Source organism: Escherichia sp. KS167_9B (assembly GCF_030295215.1).
Taxonomy (GTDB): domain Bacteria; phylum Pseudomonadota; class Gammaproteobacteria; order Enterobacterales; family Enterobacteriaceae; genus Escherichia; species Escherichia coli_F.
Genome location: NZ_AP025754.1, coordinates 4,279,882 through 4,296,223, shown reverse-complemented (window position 1 = coordinate 4,296,223; position 16,342 = coordinate 4,279,882). Strand labels below are relative to the sequence as shown.

The window sequence follows — 16,342 nt, the reverse complement described above, 5'->3', positions numbered from 1 at the left end:
CCGCGGCATTACCTGATTATGGAGTTCAATATGCAAGCCTATTTTGACCAGCTCGATCGCGTTCGTTATGAAGGCTCAAAATCCTCTAACCCGTTAGCATTCCATCACTATAATCCCGACGAACTGGTGTTGGGCAAGCGTATGGAAGAGCACTTGCGTTTTGCCGCCTGCTACTGGCACACCTTCTGCTGGAACGGGGCGGACATGTTTGGTGTGGGGGCGTTTAATCGTCCGTGGCAGCAGCCTGGTGAGGCACTGGCGTTGGCGAAGCGTAAAGCAGATGTCGCATTTGAGTTTTTCCACAAGTTACATGTGCCATTTTATTGCTTCCACGATGTGGATGTTTCCCCTGAGGGCGCGTCGTTAAAAGAGTACATCAATAATTTTGCGCAAATGGTTGATGTCCTGGCAGGCAAGCAAGAAGAGAGCGGCGTGAAGCTGCTGTGGGGAACCGCTAACTGCTTTACAAACCCTCGCTACGGTGCGGGTGCGGCGACGAACCCAGATCCAGAAGTCTTTAGTTGGGCGGCAACTCAAGTTGTTACGGCGATGGAAGCAACCCATAAATTGGGCGGTGAAAACTATGTCCTGTGGGGCGGTCGTGAAGGTTACGAAACGCTGTTAAATACCGACTTGCGTCAGGAGCGTGAACAACTGGGCCGCTTTATGCAAATGGTGGTTGAGCATAAACATAAAATCGGTTTCCAGGGTACGTTGCTTATCGAACCGAAACCGCAAGAACCGACTAAACATCAATATGATTACGATGCCGCGACGGTGTATGGCTTCCTGAAACAGTTTGGTCTGGAAAAAGAGATTAAACTGAACATTGAAGCTAACCACGCGACGCTGGCAGGTCACTCTTTCCATCATGAAATAGCCACCGCCATTGCGCTTGGCCTGTTCGGTTCTGTCGACGCCAACCGTGGCGATGCACAACTGGGCTGGGACACCGACCAGTTCCCGAACAGTGTGGAAGAGAATGCGCTGGTGATGTATGAAATTCTCAAAGCAGGCGGTTTCACCACCGGCGGTCTGAACTTCGATGCCAAAGTCCGTCGTCAAAGTACTGATAAATATGATCTGTTTTACGGTCATATCGGCGCGATGGATACGATGGCGTTGGCGCTGAAAATTGCAGCACGCATGATTGAAGATGGCGAGCTGGATAAACGCATCGCGCAGCGTTATTCCGGCTGGAATAGCGAATTAGGCCAGCAAATCCTGAAAGGCCAAATGTCACTGGCAGATTTAGCCAAATATGCTCTGGAACATGATTTGTCTCCGGTGCATCAGAGTGGTCGCCAGGAGCAACTGGAAAATCTGGTAAACCATTATCTGTTCGACAAATAACGGCTAACTGTGCAGTCCGTTGGCCCGGTTATCGGTAGCGATACCGGGCATTTTTTTAAGGAACGATCGATATGTATATCGGGATAGATCTTGGCACCTCGGGCGTAAAAGTTATTTTGCTCAACGAGCAGGGTGAGGTGGTTGCTTCGCAAACGGAAAAGCTGACCGTTTCGCGCCCGCATCCACTCTGGTCGGAACAAGACCCGGAACAGTGGTGGCAGGCAACTGATCGCGCAATGAAAGCTCTGGGCGATCAGCATTCTCTGCAGGACGTTAAAGCATTGGGTATTGCCGGCCAGATGCACGGTGCAACCTTACTGGATGCCCAGCAACGGGTATTACGCCCTGCCATTTTGTGGAACGACGGGCGCTGTGCGCAAGAGTGCACTTTGCTGGAAGCGCGAGTTCCGCAATCACGGGTGATTACCGGTAACCTGATGATGCCCGGATTTACTGCGCCTAAATTGCTATGGGTTCAGCGGCATGAGCCGGAGATATTCCGTCAAATCGACAAAGTATTATTACCGAAAGATTACTTGCGTCTGCGTATGACGGGGGAGTTTGCCAGCGATATGTCTGACGCAGCTGGCACCATGTGGCTGGATGTCGCAAAGCGTGACTGGAGTGACGTCATGCTGCAGGCTTGCCACTTATCTCGTGACCAGATGCCCGCATTATACGAAGGCAGCGAAATTACTGGTGCTTTGCTACCTGAAGTTGCGAAAGCATGGGGTATGGCGGCAGTGCCAGTTGTCGCAGGCGGTGGTGATAATGCAGCTGGTGCGGTTGGTGTAGGAATGGTTGATGCTAATCAGGCAATGTTATCGCTGGGGACGTCGGGGGTCTATTTTGCTGTCAGCGAAGGGTTCTTAAGCAAGCCAGAAAGCGCCGTACACAGCTTTTGCCATGCGCTACCGCAGCGTTGGCATTTAATGTCTGTGATGCTGAGTGCAGCGTCGTGTCTGGATTGGGCCGCGAAATTAACGGGCCTGAACAATGTCCCAGCTTTAATCGCGGCTGCTCAACAGGCTGATGAAAGTGCCGAGCCTGTCTGGTTTCTGCCTTATCTTTCCGGCGAGCGTACACCACACAATAATCCCCAGGCGAAGGGGGTTTTCTTTGGTTTGACTCATCAACATGGCCCCAATGAACTGGCGCGAGCAGTGCTGGAAGGCGTGGGTTATGCGCTGGCAGATGGCATGGATGTCGTGCATGCCTGCGGCATTAAACCGCAAAGTGTTACGTTGATTGGTGGCGGGGCGCGTAGTGAGTACTGGCGTCAGATGCTGGCGGATATCAGCGGTCAGCAACTCGATTACCGCACGGGGGGGGATGTGGGGCCAGCACTGGGCGCAGCAAGGCTGGCGCAGATTGCGGCGAATCCAGAGAAATCGCTCATTGAGTTGTTGCCACAACTGCCGTTAGAACAGTCGCATTTACCAGATGCGCAGCGTTATGCCACTTATCAGCCACGACGTGAAACGTTCCGTCGCCTCTATCAGCAACTTCTGCCATTAATGGCGTAAACGTTATCCCCTGCCTGACCGGGTGGGGGATAATTCACATCTATATATATCAGTAATTAATTAATATTTAGTATGAATTTATTCTGAAATCATTTGTTAATGGCATTTTTCAGTTTTGTCTTTCGTTGGTTACTCGTAATGTATCGCTGGTAGATATGGAGATCGTTATGAAAACCTCAAAGACTGTGGCAAAACTATTATTTGTTGTCGGGGCGCTGGTTTATCTGCTTGGGCTATGGATCTCATGCCCATTGTTAAGTGGAAAAGGCTATTTTCTTGGCGTGTTAATGACGGCAACTTTTGGCAACTATGCATATCTTCGTGCTGAAAAACTCGGGCAACTGGATGATTTTTTTATCCATGTCTGCCAGTTGGTAGCGTTAATCACAATCGGTCTCTTGTTTATCGGTGTTTTAAATGCACCTATCAATGCTTATGAAATGGTGATTTATCCCATCGCCTTTTTTGTTTGCTTGTTTGGTCAAATGCGTTTGTTTCGCTCGGCATGAGCAACATAAAGCTCTTACACATTCAGGAATGAAAGGAATACTGTGATGGACAACAAAATATCAACCTATTCTCCGGCATTTAGTATTGTGTCATGGATAGCTCTTGTTGGTGGTATCGTTACCTATCTATTAGGGCTATGGAATGCAGAGATGCAGTTAAATGAAAAAGGATATTATTTTGCCGTGCTGGTGCTAGGACTGTTTTCTGCGGCATCTTATCAAAAGACCGTTCGGGACAAGTATGAAGGCATACCGACCACCTCCATTTATTATATGACCTGCCTGACTGTCTTTATTATCTCTGTTGCGTTATTGATGGTAGGTCTGTGGAATGCGACGTTATTACTCAGCGAAAAAGGTTTTTATGGGCTGGCTTTCTTCTTAAGCTTGTTTGGTGCAGTAGCGGTGCAGAAGAATATTCGTGATGCCGGAATAAACCCACCAAAAGAAACACAGGTTACCCAGGAAGAATACAGCGAATAATTCACGTAAGCCCGGTCAGTCCAAGGTGACCGGGCTTTTATTTAACTCACTAGTCTGTTTCTGTCGATTCGTTGTACCAGCACAGAAAGTAACAAACTCGCTGCCAACGTCGCGCAAAAGATCCAAATAATATCGAGTATTGGCCAGTTTTTAAGCTCAATCCCCCGGGTACGCAGTGCATGGATAATCAAGGCGTGGAATCCGTATATACCCAACGAATGGCGGGAGATTAAGCCAAGTCCGCGAATGGTACGCGTATCCAGCGTGTTTTTAACCAGAGTCAATAGCGTGATTGCGCAGATAAAAACCATCGGCCCACAGTAAAGATACCAGGTATCGGCAAAATTTCCGCGCCACTGCAATTCATATAATGTCCCGCGAGAGATAATAAAAACCCCCGTCGCAAACAGTGCGGCGCACACCCACGACAGTGCTTTATGCTGTGTGTCCATCATCCCTATAGCGCGGCCCAACATGCCATACAGGATGTAGTAAAAAGTATCGCCATTGATATATAAGTTAATTGGCAGCCATTCAAAACCGTCAATTTTCTGCGGCACTGTGTTTGGGTTAGCGATAATACCAATCACCACCATTAGTACCAGCAACATTTTTCCGCCGACGTTCTTCACCTGAATCAGCGGTGAAACCAGATAAATCACCGCAATCGCGAAGAAAAACCATAAGTGGTAAAACACTGGCTTTTGCAGCAGGTTTTTCAGCGCTAACTCCACATTGATGGAGGTAAACAGCGCAATGTAGAGCAGTGCGATTGCGCTATAAAAAAGCAGACATAAGCCGATACGTAAGAAATGGCGCGGCTGGGCGCTGCGTTCGCCAAAAAAGAGATAGCCGGAAATCATGAAAAATAGCGGAACGCTGACACGAGAGGCAGAATTCAGAACATTGGCGATATCCCAGGTGACGGGGCTAACACTATGAGCATTGGTCACATACCAGGTAGTGGTGTGAATCATCACCACCATTAAACACGCTATCCCTCGCAGGTTATCAATCCAGTAAATTTTGGGCTGCATCTGTGTCTCTGTATCTGGTTAAAAAAAGTCTGACCGATAAATCATTCGGTTGGCGCACTGGAATAATCTGAGTTTTATCACTACAGCTTATAGAGGCTTGAGGAAATTCGTAAGATATCAGCCACTATACCGATATAAATAATAAGACTCACCTGCAAACCAGACGGTAATTTAATGATGATGAACTCTTTCTTTCTGGCAATGGCGCTTGTAGTGTTAGTGGGATGCTCGACACCGCCACCCGTGCAGAAAGCACAACGGGTAAAGGTTGATCCTCTGCGTTCGTTGAATATGGAAGCGTTATGCAAGGATCAGGCGGCAAAACGTTATAACACCGGTGAGCAAAAAATCGACGTCACCGCCTTCGAACAGTTCCAGGGAAGCTACGAAATGCGCGGTTATACCTTCCGGAAAGAGCAGTTTGTCTGTTCTTTTGACGCGGATGGCCATTTTTTGCATCTTTCCATGCGTTAAGCCCTGCTTTTTCCCGTTTCGTACTGTATATCTTCCATCCAGCGGGTATACTGATCCCTTCCTTTAAATCCACACGTATCCAGCACGAAATAATATGCAAAAGTTTGATACCAGGACCTTCCAGGGCTTGATCCTGACCTTACAGGATTACTGGGCTCGCCAGGGCTGCACCATTGTTCAACCATTGGACATGGAAGTCGGCGCGGGAACCTCTCACCCAATGACCTGTCTGCGCGCGCTGGGGCCAGAACCGATGGCGGCTGCTTATGTTCAGCCTTCTCGTCGCCCGACCGATGGTCGCTACGGCGAGAACCCCAACCGTTTACAGCACTACTATCAGTTCCAGGTGGTCATTAAGCCATCGCCGGACAATATTCAGGAGCTGTACCTTGGTTCTCTGAAAGAGCTGGGCATGGATCCGACTATCCACGATATCCGTTTCGTGGAAGATAACTGGGAAAACCCGACTTTGGGTGCCTGGGGACTGGGCTGGGAAGTGTGGCTGAACGGCATGGAAGTGACGCAGTTCACTTACTTCCAGCAGGTTGGTGGTCTGGAGTGTAAACCGGTTACCGGCGAGATCACCTACGGTCTGGAACGTCTGGCCATGTACATTCAGGGCGTAGACAGCGTTTACGACCTGGTCTGGAGCGACGGTCCGCTGGGTAAAACCACCTACGGCGACGTGTTCCATCAGAACGAAGTGGAGCAGTCCACTTACAACTTCGAATACGCGGATGTGGACTTCCTGTTCACCTGCTTCGAGCAATACGAGAAAGAAGCGCAGCAGCTGCTGGCGCTGGAAAATCCGCTGCCGTTGCCAGCCTACGAGCGTATTCTGAAAGCCGCCCACAGCTTCAACCTGCTGGATGCGCGTAAAGCCATCTCCGTCACTGAGCGTCAGCGCTATATTCTGCGCATTCGCACCCTGACCAAAGCAGTGGCAGAAGCATACTACGCTTCCCGTGAAGCCCTCGGCTTCCCGATGTGCAACAAAGATAAGTAAGAGGCGGCTATGTCTGAGAAAACTTTTCTGGTGGAAATCGGCACTGAAGAGCTGCCACCAAAAGCACTGCGCAGCCTGGCTGAGTCCTTTGCTGCGAACTTTACTGCGGAGCTGGATAACGCTGGCCTCGCACATGGCACCGTTCAATGGTTTGCTGCTCCGCGTCGTCTGGCGCTGAAAGTAGCTAACCTGGCGGAAGCGCAACCGGATCGTGAAATCGAAAAACGCGGCCCGGCGATTGCCCAGGCGTTCGACGCTGAAGGCAAACCGAGCAAAGCGGCAGAAGGCTGGGCGCGTGGTTGCGGTATTACCGTTGACCAGGCTGAGCGTCTGACTACCGATAAAGGCGAATGGCTGCTGTATCGCGCCCACGTGAAGGGCGAAAGCACTGAAGCACTGTTGCCGAATATGGTTGCGACTTCGCTGGCGAAACTGCCGATCCCGAAACTGATGCGTTGGGGTGCAAGCGACGTGCACTTCGTGCGTCCGGTGCACACCGTGACCCTGCTGCTGGGCGACAAAGTTATTCCGGCTACCATTCTGGGCATTCAGTCCGATCGCGTGATTCGCGGCCACCGCTTTATGGGCGAGCCGGAATTCACTATCGACAATGCTGATCAGTATCCGGAAATTTTGCGTGAGCGCGGGAAAGTCATCGCCGATTACGAAGAACGTAAGGCGAAGATTAAAGCCGATGCCGAAGAAGCGGCGCGTAAGATTGGCGGTAACGCTGACTTAAGCGAAAGCCTGTTGGAAGAAGTCGCTTCGCTGGTGGAATGGCCGGTTGTGCTTACCGCAAAATTCGAAGAGAAATTCCTCGCGGTGCCGTCTGAAGCGCTGGTTTACACCATGAAAGGTGACCAGAAATACTTCCCGGTGTATGCGAACGACGGCAAACTGCTGCCGAACTTTATCTTCGTTGCCAATATCGAATCGAAAGATCCGCAGCAAATTATCTCTGGTAACGAGAAAGTCGTTCGTCCACGTCTGGCGGATGCCGAGTTCTTCTTCAATACCGACCGTAAAAAACGTCTGGAAGATAATCTGCCGCGCCTGCAAACCGTGCTGTTCCAGCAACAACTGGGTACGCTGCGCGACAAAACTGACCGCATTCAGGCGCTGGCTGGCTGGATTGCTGAACAGATTGGCGCTGACGTGAATCATGCCACCCGTGCGGGCCTGCTGTCTAAGTGTGACCTGATGACTAACATGGTCTTCGAGTTCACCGACACTCAGGGCGTTATGGGGATGCACTACGCGCGTCACGATGGCGAAGCGGAAGATGTTGCCGTGGCGCTGAACGAGCAGTATCAGCCGCGCTTTGCCGGTGATGACCTGCCGTCTAACCCAGTGGCTTGTGCGCTGGCGATTGCTGACAAGATGGATACTCTGGCGGGTATCTTCGGTATCGGCCAGCATCCGAAAGGCGACAAAGATCCGTTTGCGCTGCGTCGTGCCGCACTTGGCGTGCTGCGTATTATCGTTGAGAAGAACCTCAATCTTGACCTGCAAACCCTGACCGAAGAAGCAGTGCGTCTGTATGGCGATAAGCTGACTAATGCCAACGTGGTTGATGATGTTATCGACTTTATGCTCGGTCGCTTCCGCGCCTGGTATCAGGACGAAGGTTACACCGTTGACACCATCCAGGCGGTACTGGCGCGTCGTCCGACTCGTCCGGCTGATTTCGATGCCCGAATGAAAGCGGTATCGCACTTCCGTACCCTGGATGCAGCTGCAGCACTGGCGGCGGCGAACAAGCGTGTATCTAACATTCTGGCGAAATCTGACGAAGTGCTGAGCGACCGCGTGAATGCCTCTACTCTGAAAGAGCCGGAAGAAATTAAACTGGCGATGCAGGTTGTGGTGCTGCGTGACAAGCTAGAGCCGTACTTTGCTGAAGGTCGTTACCAGGATGCGCTGGTCGAACTGGCTGAGCTGCGTGAACCGGTTGATGCCTTCTTCGATAAAGTGATGGTCATGGTTGATGACAAAGAATTGCGAATCAACCGTCTTACCATGCTGGAGAAACTGCGCGAATTATTCCTGCGAGTTGCGGATATTTCGCTGTTGCAGTAATAACGTCGTTATTAAAAAGCCTGCCATCTGGCAGGCTTTTTTATCGCTAAATAATAGAGCAACCTTTAATAATCTTCTGCTGAATAAAGATTGTCTCATATATTAATTTTATGAGATTTTTTTAGGATTATATCAAGGAGAAGAAACGAACTTATTAAACTAGAATAGCTGCGGGTGCTTGAGACTGTTTGTCTCAGGTATTCACCGAAAGGCAGACAGAGAAAAGCCCCACCTGACTATAAATCAAAGTGAGGCTACCCTATGCCTGAACACCATAAGGTTAGCCTCTTACTCGTTGGAAATCAACACAGGAGGCTGGGAATGCCGCAGAAATATAGATTACTTTCTTTAATAGTGATTTGTTGCACGCTTTTATTTTTCACCTGGATGATAAGAGATTCACTGTGTGAATTGCATATTAAACAGGGGAGTTATGAGCTGGCGGCATTTTTAGCCTGCAATTTGAAAGAGTAAGAGTCTTCGGCGGGAAGTTATTCCCGCCTTTCTTACGGCGTTGCGCATTCTCATTGCACCCAAATTTATTTTTCACAAAAATAATAATAGATTTTATTACGCGATCGATTATTTATTTCCTGAAAAACAAATAAAAAAATCCCCGCCAAATGGCAGGGATCTTAGATTCTGTGCTTTTAAGCAGAGATTACAGGCTGGTTACGTTACCAGCTGCCGGGCCTTTAGCGCCGCTTTCGATGGTGAAGGACACTTTCTGACCTTCGTCCAGAGATTTGTAACCATCGTTCTGGATAGCAGAGAAGTGTACGAACACGTCTTTAGAGCCATCGTCAGGAGTGATGAAGCCGAAGCCTTTGTCAGCGTTGAACCATTTTACGATACCAGTCATTTTACCGGACATAGTGTATTACCTTTAATAATTAAGTGTGCCTTTCGGCGATATGGCGTGCTTTACAGATTTTGAAGCGTTAAAGGAATGTGCACTACGAGGGGTATCAACGATAACTCTTGAAGGGACTTGCCTTACTACACTGCTTTAATGGTCTGTACGTCAAACCGTTGATGTGCATTAAGCCACGCATTGGCGGGTGATGCAACAATTATTTTTCATATTTATGATTAATCGGTTGGAAAACGGTCCTGTCATCAGGACCGTAAACAGCAATAAAGTGGATAAAAGTCTATTCCATCAACTGCTTACTTAATGCCGGGTTGGCTTGAATCAAACGCATCAATTTTAGTTCGGCACTTGAAGGCTTCACGCGTCTGGATTCCCATTCCTTTACCATGGCGACTGATACGCCCAAAACCCGGGCGAAATCATCGATTTTTAACCCTGTCCCTTTTCGTAACTGCTCAATTTCGGTACAGGACGTTGTTCTGTGCGTCAGGGTAATTTTCTGCGTTTCATCTTTAAAAACAATCTGTTCCAGGCTGCTCAACAGCTCATGCATGGGATCTTTATATTCCATTGAAAACTCCTCAAATCACACTGCGGGATCGTGAATTGCATCGAAGCTCATTAAGAATAGTCGGGAAAAACAGACACAGCGGGGTGTAGTCAGGGCATGCTCTGGCTATGATTCGATTCAGCCAGTCATTTAGCGTGACTTATAGCCACCTAACGATCTGATAAATGCCGATATATCTCTTACCACTCCCGGTTTGTAAAGATTTCGAAAATCTAACGTTCTGAGAAGGCGTAAATCTCTGGCTACAAAAAAAGCAACGGCACTATCATTTTTTAACAATGAAACAACAAATTAACCTTGTTTCGTTTTCTCCATGATTTTACCAGGAAGATTACGTAGAAAGGGTATCCTGCAAGCCTGTCCTGGACTATCCTTGTCACGTCAGACACGCGTGTGTCGTTGTGCGCTTTTTTTGGGTGAAAGGAGTAAGAAAATGGCGACAGGAAAGTCCTGCTCTCGCTGGTTTGCGCCTCTTGCGGCGTTATTAATGGTAGTTAGCCTGAGTGGGTGTTTTGATAAAGAAGGCGATCAGCGTAAAGCGTTTATCGACTTCCTGCAGAATACAGTGATGCGTAGCGGTGAACGTCTACCAACCCTGACTGCCGATCAGAAAAAACAGTTTGGTCCTTTTGTCTCTGATTACGCGATTCTGTATGGTTATTCTCAGCAGGTGAATCAGGCGATGGATTCCGGTCTGCGCCCGGTTGTAGACAGCGTTAACGCAATTCGCGTACCGCAGGATTACGTTACGCAAAGCGGCCCATTGCGTGAAATGAACGGTTCTCTGGGTGTGCTGGCGCAACAGCTGCAAAATGCGAAGTTGCAGGCCGATGCTGCGCACTCTGCGCTAAAACAGAGCGATGACCTGAAACCGGTCTTTGATCAGGCATTCACCAAAGTGGTAACGACGCCAGCTGATGCTTTGCAACCGTTGATTCCGGCGGCACAAACTTTCACGCAACAACTGGTGATGGTTGGAGACTACATTGCTCAGCAAGGTACTCAGGTGAGTTTTGTAGCAAATGGCATCCAGTTCCCGACTTCGCAGCAGGCAAGTGAATATAACAAACTGATTGCGCCATTACCGGCACAGCATCAGGCGTTTAATCAGGCCTGGACTACAGCAGTCACTGCAACCCAATAAAGAGTAAAAGCCCGAGCGATTATCGGGCTTTACTTCCCGCAGTCGCGGTTAGTCCGCGACGTGCGGATTCACACAGTTCTTCTCAACTTTTCCCTGTAACGCATTAATCAAATTATCCACGGCGCAGGCGGCCATGCCATAACGCGTCTCATGGGTGGCAGAACCAATATGCGGTACGGCGACGACGTTGGCCATTGAGAGCAACGGAGAATCTACGGCCAGTGGCTCTTGTTCGAATACATCCAGCCCGGCAGCGTGAATTTCCCCTTTCTGCAATGCTGCAATCAGTGCATTTTCGTCAACCACTGGACCACGTCCGGCATTAATGAAAATGGCGGAGGATTTCATTTTGGCGAATTGTTCTGCGCCAAACAGATGATGCGTTTCATCAGTTAACGGCAGGATCAGGCAAACGAAATCTGACTCTTGTAACAGTGTATCCAAATCGCAGTAGCGGGCGTTGAAGCGTTCTTCTGCTTCTTTATGGTGGCGGCGCGCGTTATAGAGGATGGGCATATTGAAGCCAAAGTGCGCACGTTGTGCCAGCGCCATGCCGATCCGTCCCATCCCGACAATGCCCAGTGTTTTATGGTGAACGTCAGTGCCGTACCAGTCCGGGCCTATGCTCGCGGTCCATTCGCCTGCTTTTACCCGTTCTGCTACCTCCACAACCCGACGAGCGGTAGACAACACCAGCGCCATCAGCGTATCGGCGACGGTTTCCGTTAATACGGTTGGCGTGTGCATCAGCAGGATTTTTCGAGCATTAAGGGCATCGACATCAAAATTGTCATAGCCTACGGAGATCGTTGAAGTGGCCCGCAGTTTTGGCATTTTTTCCAGTAATGCGGCGTCAACGTTTTCATTTGAACCCAGCAAGCCTTCGGCGTCGGCAAAAATTGCTGCATTTTGTTCGACGGTTTGTGGGCTGAGGTTTGCCACCTGATGAACGGTGAAATGCTCTTGCAGGCGTTGCAGTAAATCATCAGGTAAGGCTTTGTAGAGGATAACGGACGGCTTCATTCTTCTCTCCATTCACTGATAAGGCGATCACCTTAGCCTGAAATATGATGAAGGAAAACTGAAGAATGCCAGGTGATTTTTGCATCACCTGGCATGAAAGGGATTACAGCGGGCTTAAGGTAATTTCTACACGGCGGTTTTGCGCCTTACCTTCTGCGGTGCTGTTGCTGGCGATTGGGTTAGCCGGGCCAAGGCCCTGAGTACGGATGCGGCTGGCGTCCACGCCCTGGGTGATCAACGCGCTGGCAACGGAATCCGCACGCTGCTGGGAGAGACGCATGTTCAGGTCGTGACCACCCGTGCTGTCGGTATAACCAATCACGTTAACCGCCGTTTTCGGATACTCTTTCAGCACCATTGCCACGCCGGTTAGGGTGTTAGCGCCTGCCGGTTTCAGGGTCGCGCTGCTGCTGTCGAAGGTTACATTGTTCGGCATATTGAGGATAATGTTATCCCCGCTGCGGGTTACGCTAACACCAGTGCCGCGCATTTTGTCACGTAGCTTCGCTTCCTGCACATCCATGTAATAACCAACGCCGCCGCCCAGAGCTGCACCCGCTGCTGCGCCAATCAGCGCGCCTTTACCGCGATCTTTCTTCGAAGAAGAGAGCGCACCAATACCCGCGCCAACGAGAGAGCCCAGACCTGCGCCGATAGCAGATTTACCTGCTTCGCGTTCGCCAGTGTAAGGGTTAGTTGTGCAGCCAGATACCGCCAGAGCGCCACTCACTACGGCGGCAATAAGATAAACACGTTTCTTCATTGTTAATCCTTAATAACCTTTTTATTCTTTGCCACGGGTTCCGTGGCGGGAGATTATGCCGCGTGAACATGAAGATTATTCCTGGGAATACTCGGAAATTTGTAAGTAATATTTAACTGCTCAATACATCTAATCTTTCAGGAGCCTTCGGTTTGGCCAACTCATCCTCACGTTATTCTGTTCTTACTGCCGCTCACTGGGGGCCCATGCTGGTTGAAACCGACGGCGAAACCGTGTTTAGCTCGCGTGGCGCGTTAGTCACAGAAATGAAAAACTCCTTGCAGAGTGCGGTTCGCGACCAGGTTCACAGCAAAACACGGGTACGATTTCCAATGGTGCGCAAGGGCTTTCTCGCGTCACCGGAAAACCCGCAAGGCATTCGTGGGCAGGATGAATTTGTTCGCGTGAGTTGGGATGAGGCGCTGGATCTCATCCATCATCAACATAAACGCATTCGTGAGGCTTATGGTCCGGCATCGATTTTTGCTGGTTCCTACGGCTGGCGTTCAAACGGCGTGCTGCATAAGGCCTCGACATTATTACAACGCTATATGGCGCTGGCAGGCGGTTATACCGGGCATCTGGGGGATTATTCGACCGGTGCAGCACAGGCGATCATGCCGTATGTCGTGGGGGGCAGCGAAGTTTATCAACAGCAAACCAGTTGGCCGCTGGTGCTGGAACATAGCGATGTCGTGGTGTTGTGGAGCGCTAACCCTCTCAATACGCTGAAAATTGCGTGGAATGCATCCGATGAGCAGGGGCTTTCTTACTTTTCCGCACTGCGTGACAGCGGGAAAAAGCTGATCTGCATTGATCCAATGCGATCGGAAACCGTCGATTTCTTTGGCGATAAAATGGAGTGGGTGGCACCGCACATGGGCACCGATGTTGCGCTGATGCTGGGGATCGCCCATACGCTGGTGGAAAATGGCTGGCACGACGAAGCGTTTCTGGCGCGTTGCACCACAGGTTATGACGTCTTCGCCTCTTATTTGCTGGGCGAGAGTGACGGAATAGCGAAAAATGCCGAATGGGCGGCAGAAATTTGTGGGATTAACGCAGAAAAAATCCGCGAACTGGCGGCTATTTTTCATCAAAATACCACCATGCTGATGGCTGGCTGGGGAATGCAGCGCCAGCAGTTTGGTGAGCAAAAACACTGGATGATCGTCACCCTGGCAGCAATGTTAGGGCAAATCGGCACGCCTGGCGGGGGCTTTGGTCTTTCTTACCATTTTGCCAATGGTGGTAACCCTACGCGCCGCGCTGCGGTGCTTTCATCTATGCAGGGCAGCTTGCCAGGTGGCACCGATGCGGTAGATAAAATCCCCGTAGCCCGTATTGTTGAAGCTCTGGAAAACCCTGGCGGTGCATACCAACACAATGGCATGAACCGTCACTTCCCGGATATTCGTTTTATCTGGTGGGCGGGCGGCGCCAACTTTACTCATCATCAGGATACCAATCGCCTGATTCGTGCCTGGCAAAAACCGGAGCTGGTGGTGATCTCCGAATGCTTCTGGACGGCAGCGGCGAAACACGCCGATATCGTCCTCCCTGCAACCACCTCGTTTGAGCGTAATGACCTCACCATGACCGGCGATTACAGTAATCAGCATCTGGTGCCGATGAAGCAAGTGGTGCCTCCACGTTATGAAGCGCGTAATGATTTTGATGTCTTTGCCGAGTTGAGTGAACGTTGGGAGAAGGGCGGCTATGCGCGGTTTACGGAAGGAAAAAGTGAGCTGCAATGGCTGGAAACGTTTTATAACGTTGCACGGCAGCGCGGGGCAAGCCAGCAGGTTGAATTGCCGCCATTTGCTGAGTTCTGGGAAGCCAACCAGTTAATTGAGATGCCGGAAAACCCGGACAGCGAGCGGTTTATTCGCTTCGCCGATTTTCGCCGCGATCCGCAGGCGCATCCATTAAAAACCGCCAGCGGCAAGATTGAAATCTTCTCGCAGCGTATTGCCGATTACGCTTATCCGGATTGCCCTGGGCATCCAATGTGGCTGGAGCCGGACGAATGGCAGGGCAATGCCGAACCGGAACAGTTGCAGGTACTTTCTGCTCATCCGGCACATCGTCTGCACAGCCAGCTGAATTACAGTTCTCTGCGCGAATTGTACGCGGTGGCAAATCGTGAGCCTGTCACCATTCATCCTGACGATGCCCAGGCGCGCGGCATACAAGATGGCGATATTGTTCGGTTGTGGAACGCACGCGGGCAAATTCTTGCCGGAGCGGTCATTAGCGAGGGAATTAAACCTGGCGTGATTTGCATTCATGAAGGGGCATGGCCGGATCTGGATTTAACCGCTGACGGTATTTGTAAAAACGGCGCGGTGAACGTTCTGACCAAAGATCTCCCCAGCTCGCGGCTGGGGAATGGCTGTGCGGGTAATACGGCGCTGGCATGGCTGGAAAAATACAACGGTCCGGAACTGACACTTACAGCGTTTGAACCACCGGCCAGCTCATAATCCAGGTGGGTAGTTGGGTTTCATCCTGCCATGCGCAGTCGACAATGTGAAAACCCTGCGCATGGTAAAAATCTATCGCCGGTTGATTTTTTTGATAAACCTCCAGCATCAGATGGGGATGGCGCTGCTGCACATACTGCATTAGCGCCTTACCAATACCGCGTCTGACGGCCTTCGGTGCGACAAACATTGCAGCCAGAAATCGGCCTTCCATAATGCTGACAAAACCGAGAAGCTTACCGTCTTCTTCCCAGACCCAGTTTTGCGCGTTGGCAAGATAGGCATCCCGCACCAGCGGAATGCAATCACGCCAGTAATTCGCTTTTATAAAGGGATGCCCCCAGGTTGTACTTTCCAGCCACAATTCGAGGATCGCGGGGAGTTCTGAACGTTGCGCTTCCCGAATCATGGTTTATTTCCCGGATAGCAACAGCAGCCAACCACATGATCATTCACCAGCCCACATGCCTGCATAAAGGAGTAACAGATTGTGGTACCAACAAACTTAAAACCACGCTTTTTCAGGGCTTTAGATAGAGCGTCGGAGGCGGGCGTAGATGTAGGGATTTCGCTCAACGTTGTGGCTTGTGTCACCTGTGGTTGATGATTGACAAACGACCAAACAAAGTCGGCAAACGGTTCGCCGTTCTGTTCCATTTGCAGGTACGCTCGCGCATTACCAATAATTGCCTGAATTTTCCCGCGATGGCGGATAATCCCGGCGTCCTGTACCAGTCTTTCGACGTCCTCTTCCTGCATTGCAGCCACCTTCACCGGATCGAACTGATGAAAGCAGGCGCGATAGTTTTCGCGTTTTTTGAGGACGGTGATCCACGATAACCCTGCTTGTTGCCCTTCAAGGCAGATCATTTCGAACAGTTTTTTACTGTCAGTTTCAGGCACGCCCCACTCATTATCATGGTAGGCAATATAAAGCGGGTCCTGACTCACCCAGCCGCAACGTTCCATACTTTCCCTCGCTATGTACCCGATCGTAAAAATTTCAGCCGCTTT

General features: G+C 50.3%; 18 protein-coding genes. 10 read left to right on the top strand and 8 right to left on the bottom strand.

The window, feature by feature from the left end; all coding sequences use genetic code 11:
• Positions 1–30 precede the first annotated feature (30 nt).
• The 4 genes from xylA to yiaA all read left to right on the top strand — a co-directional run bounded on the left by xylA (position 31) and on the right by yiaA (position 3,871).
• Positions 31–1,353 (top strand): xylose isomerase, encoded by a 1,323-nt coding sequence (gene xylA / locus QUE34_RS21530; RefSeq protein ID WP_032304021.1) that lies wholly within the window; start codon positions 31–33, stop codon positions 1,351–1,353.
• 71 nt (positions 1,354–1,424) lie between these two features.
• A complete protein-coding gene (xylB, locus tag QUE34_RS21525; RefSeq protein ID WP_032304020.1) occupies positions 1,425–2,879 on the top strand; it encodes a xylulokinase in 1,455 nt (484 codons plus the stop codon).
• Positions 2,880–3,046: 167 nt separating this feature from the next.
• Complete coding sequence (gene yiaB, locus QUE34_RS21520; protein ID WP_010360977.1) at positions 3,047–3,388, top strand: inner membrane protein YiaB; 342 nt, start codon at positions 3,047–3,049, stop codon at positions 3,386–3,388.
• 45 nt (positions 3,389–3,433) lie between these two features.
• Positions 3,434–3,871, top strand: a complete 438-nt coding sequence (yiaA, locus tag QUE34_RS21515; RefSeq protein WP_001296808.1) for an inner membrane protein YiaA — start codon at positions 3,434–3,436, stop codon at positions 3,869–3,871.
• A 41-nt stretch (positions 3,872–3,912) separates the two neighbouring features.
• On the opposite strand, the gene wecH is transcribed toward yiaA, so the two are convergent.
• The gene (gene wecH / locus QUE34_RS21510; protein WP_032185402.1) at positions 3,913–4,908 is read right to left on the bottom strand and encodes an O-acetyltransferase WecH; all 996 of its coding nucleotides are present in this window, start codon (positions 4,906–4,908) and stop codon (positions 3,913–3,915) included.
• Between the two features lie 174 nt (positions 4,909–5,082).
• Between wecH and QUE34_RS21505 the strand changes: the two genes are divergently transcribed.
• The 4 genes from QUE34_RS21505 (at position 5,083) to hokA (ending at position 8,941) form a co-directional block, all read left to right on the top strand.
• On the top strand, positions 5,083–5,382 hold the full coding sequence (locus QUE34_RS21505; RefSeq protein ID WP_000980156.1) for a YsaB family lipoprotein: 300 nt from the start codon (positions 5,083–5,085) through the stop codon (positions 5,380–5,382).
• Positions 5,383–5,476: 94 nt separating this feature from the next.
• Positions 5,477–6,388, top strand: coding sequence for a glycine--tRNA ligase subunit alpha (gene glyQ, locus QUE34_RS21500; RefSeq protein ID WP_001168544.1), 912 nt, complete (start codon positions 5,477–5,479; stop codon positions 6,386–6,388).
• Positions 6,389–6,397: 9 nt separating this feature from the next.
• Entirely contained in the window at positions 6,398–8,467 is a 2,070-nt protein-coding gene (gene glyS / locus QUE34_RS21495) for a glycine--tRNA ligase subunit beta (RefSeq protein ID WP_001291786.1), read from the top strand.
• Between the two features lie 321 nt (positions 8,468–8,788).
• A complete protein-coding gene (hokA, locus tag QUE34_RS21490) occupies positions 8,789–8,941 on the top strand; it encodes a type I toxin-antitoxin system toxin HokA (protein ID WP_001135727.1) in 153 nt (50 codons plus the stop codon).
• Here hokA and QUE34_RS21485 read toward each other — a convergent pair.
• From QUE34_RS21485 to QUE34_RS21475, 3 genes are all read right to left on the bottom strand, one after another.
• Positions 8,918–8,989, bottom strand: coding sequence for a hypothetical protein (locus QUE34_RS21485; protein WP_212734940.1), 72 nt, complete (start codon positions 8,987–8,989; stop codon positions 8,918–8,920). The genes hokA and QUE34_RS21485 overlap by 24 nt on opposite strands.
• Positions 8,990–9,128: 139 nt before the next feature.
• Positions 9,129–9,341: a transcription antiterminator/RNA stability regulator CspE gene (gene cspE / locus QUE34_RS21480; protein ID WP_000014594.1), complete on the bottom strand. Its 213-nt coding sequence runs from the start codon at positions 9,339–9,341 to the stop codon at positions 9,129–9,131.
• 280 nt (positions 9,342–9,621) lie between these two features.
• The gene (locus QUE34_RS21475; RefSeq protein ID WP_000455798.1) at positions 9,622–9,912 is read right to left on the bottom strand and encodes an HTH-type transcriptional regulator; all 291 of its coding nucleotides are present in this window, start codon (positions 9,910–9,912) and stop codon (positions 9,622–9,624) included.
• 433 nt (positions 9,913–10,345) lie between these two features.
• On the opposite strand from QUE34_RS21475, the gene QUE34_RS21470 reads away from it, so the two are divergent.
• Positions 10,346–11,056, top strand: a complete 711-nt coding sequence (locus QUE34_RS21470) for a DUF3053 domain-containing protein (RefSeq protein WP_000190516.1) — start codon at positions 10,346–10,348, stop codon at positions 11,054–11,056.
• A 48-nt stretch (positions 11,057–11,104) separates the two neighbouring features.
• Here QUE34_RS21470 and ghrB read toward each other — a convergent pair whose 3' ends face one another.
• Positions 11,105–12,079 (bottom strand): glyoxylate/hydroxypyruvate reductase GhrB, encoded by a 975-nt coding sequence (gene ghrB / locus QUE34_RS21465; protein WP_032304018.1) that lies wholly within the window; start codon positions 12,077–12,079, stop codon positions 11,105–11,107.
• A 103-nt stretch (positions 12,080–12,182) separates the two neighbouring features.
• The gene (locus QUE34_RS21460) at positions 12,183–12,842 is read right to left on the bottom strand and encodes an OmpA family lipoprotein (RefSeq protein WP_000747625.1); all 660 of its coding nucleotides are present in this window, start codon (positions 12,840–12,842) and stop codon (positions 12,183–12,185) included.
• Between the two features lie 152 nt (positions 12,843–12,994).
• Here QUE34_RS21460 and bisC point away from each other — a divergent pair, with 152 nt between their 5' ends.
• Entirely contained in the window at positions 12,995–15,328 is a 2,334-nt protein-coding gene (gene bisC / locus QUE34_RS21455) for a biotin sulfoxide reductase (RefSeq protein ID WP_032304017.1), read from the top strand.
• On the opposite strand, the gene QUE34_RS21450 is transcribed toward bisC, so the two are convergent.
• The gene (locus tag QUE34_RS21450; protein WP_000617470.1) at positions 15,297–15,737 is read right to left on the bottom strand and encodes an N-acetyltransferase; all 441 of its coding nucleotides are present in this window, start codon (positions 15,735–15,737) and stop codon (positions 15,297–15,299) included. The two genes, bisC and QUE34_RS21450, sit on opposite strands and share 32 nt — an antisense overlap.
• The gene (gene tag / locus QUE34_RS21445) at positions 15,734–16,297 is read right to left on the bottom strand and encodes a DNA-3-methyladenine glycosylase I (RefSeq protein WP_000438948.1); all 564 of its coding nucleotides are present in this window, start codon (positions 16,295–16,297) and stop codon (positions 15,734–15,736) included. Before tag ends, QUE34_RS21450 begins: the two co-directional genes overlap by 4 nt.
• Positions 16,298–16,342: the final 45 nt, after the last annotated feature.

What these genes read in the sequence shown, in the direction of transcription:
- xylB (WP_032304020.1), top strand. Translation starts at nt 1,425, where the DNA reads ATGTATATCGGGATAGATCTTGGCACCTCGGGCGTAAAAGTTATTTTG.
- QUE34_RS21460 (WP_000747625.1), bottom strand. Translation starts at nt 12,842, where the DNA reads ATGAAGAAACGTGTTTATCTTATTGCCGCCGTAGTGAGTGGCGCTCTG.
- hokA (WP_001135727.1), top strand. Translation starts at nt 8,789, where the DNA reads ATGCCGCAGAAATATAGATTACTTTCTTTAATAGTGATTTGTTGCACG.
- tag (WP_000438948.1), bottom strand. Translation starts at nt 16,297, where the DNA reads ATGGAACGTTGCGGCTGGGTGAGTCAGGACCCGCTTTATATTGCCTAC.
- xylA (WP_032304021.1), top strand. Translation starts at nt 31, where the DNA reads ATGCAAGCCTATTTTGACCAGCTCGATCGCGTTCGTTATGAAGGCTCA.
- wecH (WP_032185402.1), bottom strand. Translation starts at nt 4,908, where the DNA reads ATGCAGCCCAAAATTTACTGGATTGATAACCTGCGAGGGATAGCGTGT.
- QUE34_RS21505 (WP_000980156.1), top strand. Translation starts at nt 5,083, where the DNA reads ATGATGATGAACTCTTTCTTTCTGGCAATGGCGCTTGTAGTGTTAGTG.
- QUE34_RS21470 (WP_000190516.1), top strand. Translation starts at nt 10,346, where the DNA reads ATGGCGACAGGAAAGTCCTGCTCTCGCTGGTTTGCGCCTCTTGCGGCG.
- QUE34_RS21450 (WP_000617470.1), bottom strand. Translation starts at nt 15,737, where the DNA reads ATGATTCGGGAAGCGCAACGTTCAGAACTCCCCGCGATCCTCGAATTG.
- ghrB (WP_032304018.1), bottom strand. Translation starts at nt 12,079, where the DNA reads ATGAAGCCGTCCGTTATCCTCTACAAAGCCTTACCTGATGATTTACTG.
- yiaB (WP_010360977.1), top strand. Translation starts at nt 3,047, where the DNA reads ATGAAAACCTCAAAGACTGTGGCAAAACTATTATTTGTTGTCGGGGCG.
- glyS (WP_001291786.1), top strand. Translation starts at nt 6,398, where the DNA reads ATGTCTGAGAAAACTTTTCTGGTGGAAATCGGCACTGAAGAGCTGCCA.
- glyQ (WP_001168544.1), top strand. Translation starts at nt 5,477, where the DNA reads ATGCAAAAGTTTGATACCAGGACCTTCCAGGGCTTGATCCTGACCTTA.
- QUE34_RS21475 (WP_000455798.1), bottom strand. Translation starts at nt 9,912, where the DNA reads ATGGAATATAAAGATCCCATGCATGAGCTGTTGAGCAGCCTGGAACAG.
- cspE (WP_000014594.1), bottom strand. Translation starts at nt 9,341, where the DNA reads ATGTCCGGTAAAATGACTGGTATCGTAAAATGGTTCAACGCTGACAAA.
- yiaA (WP_001296808.1), top strand. Translation starts at nt 3,434, where the DNA reads ATGGACAACAAAATATCAACCTATTCTCCGGCATTTAGTATTGTGTCA.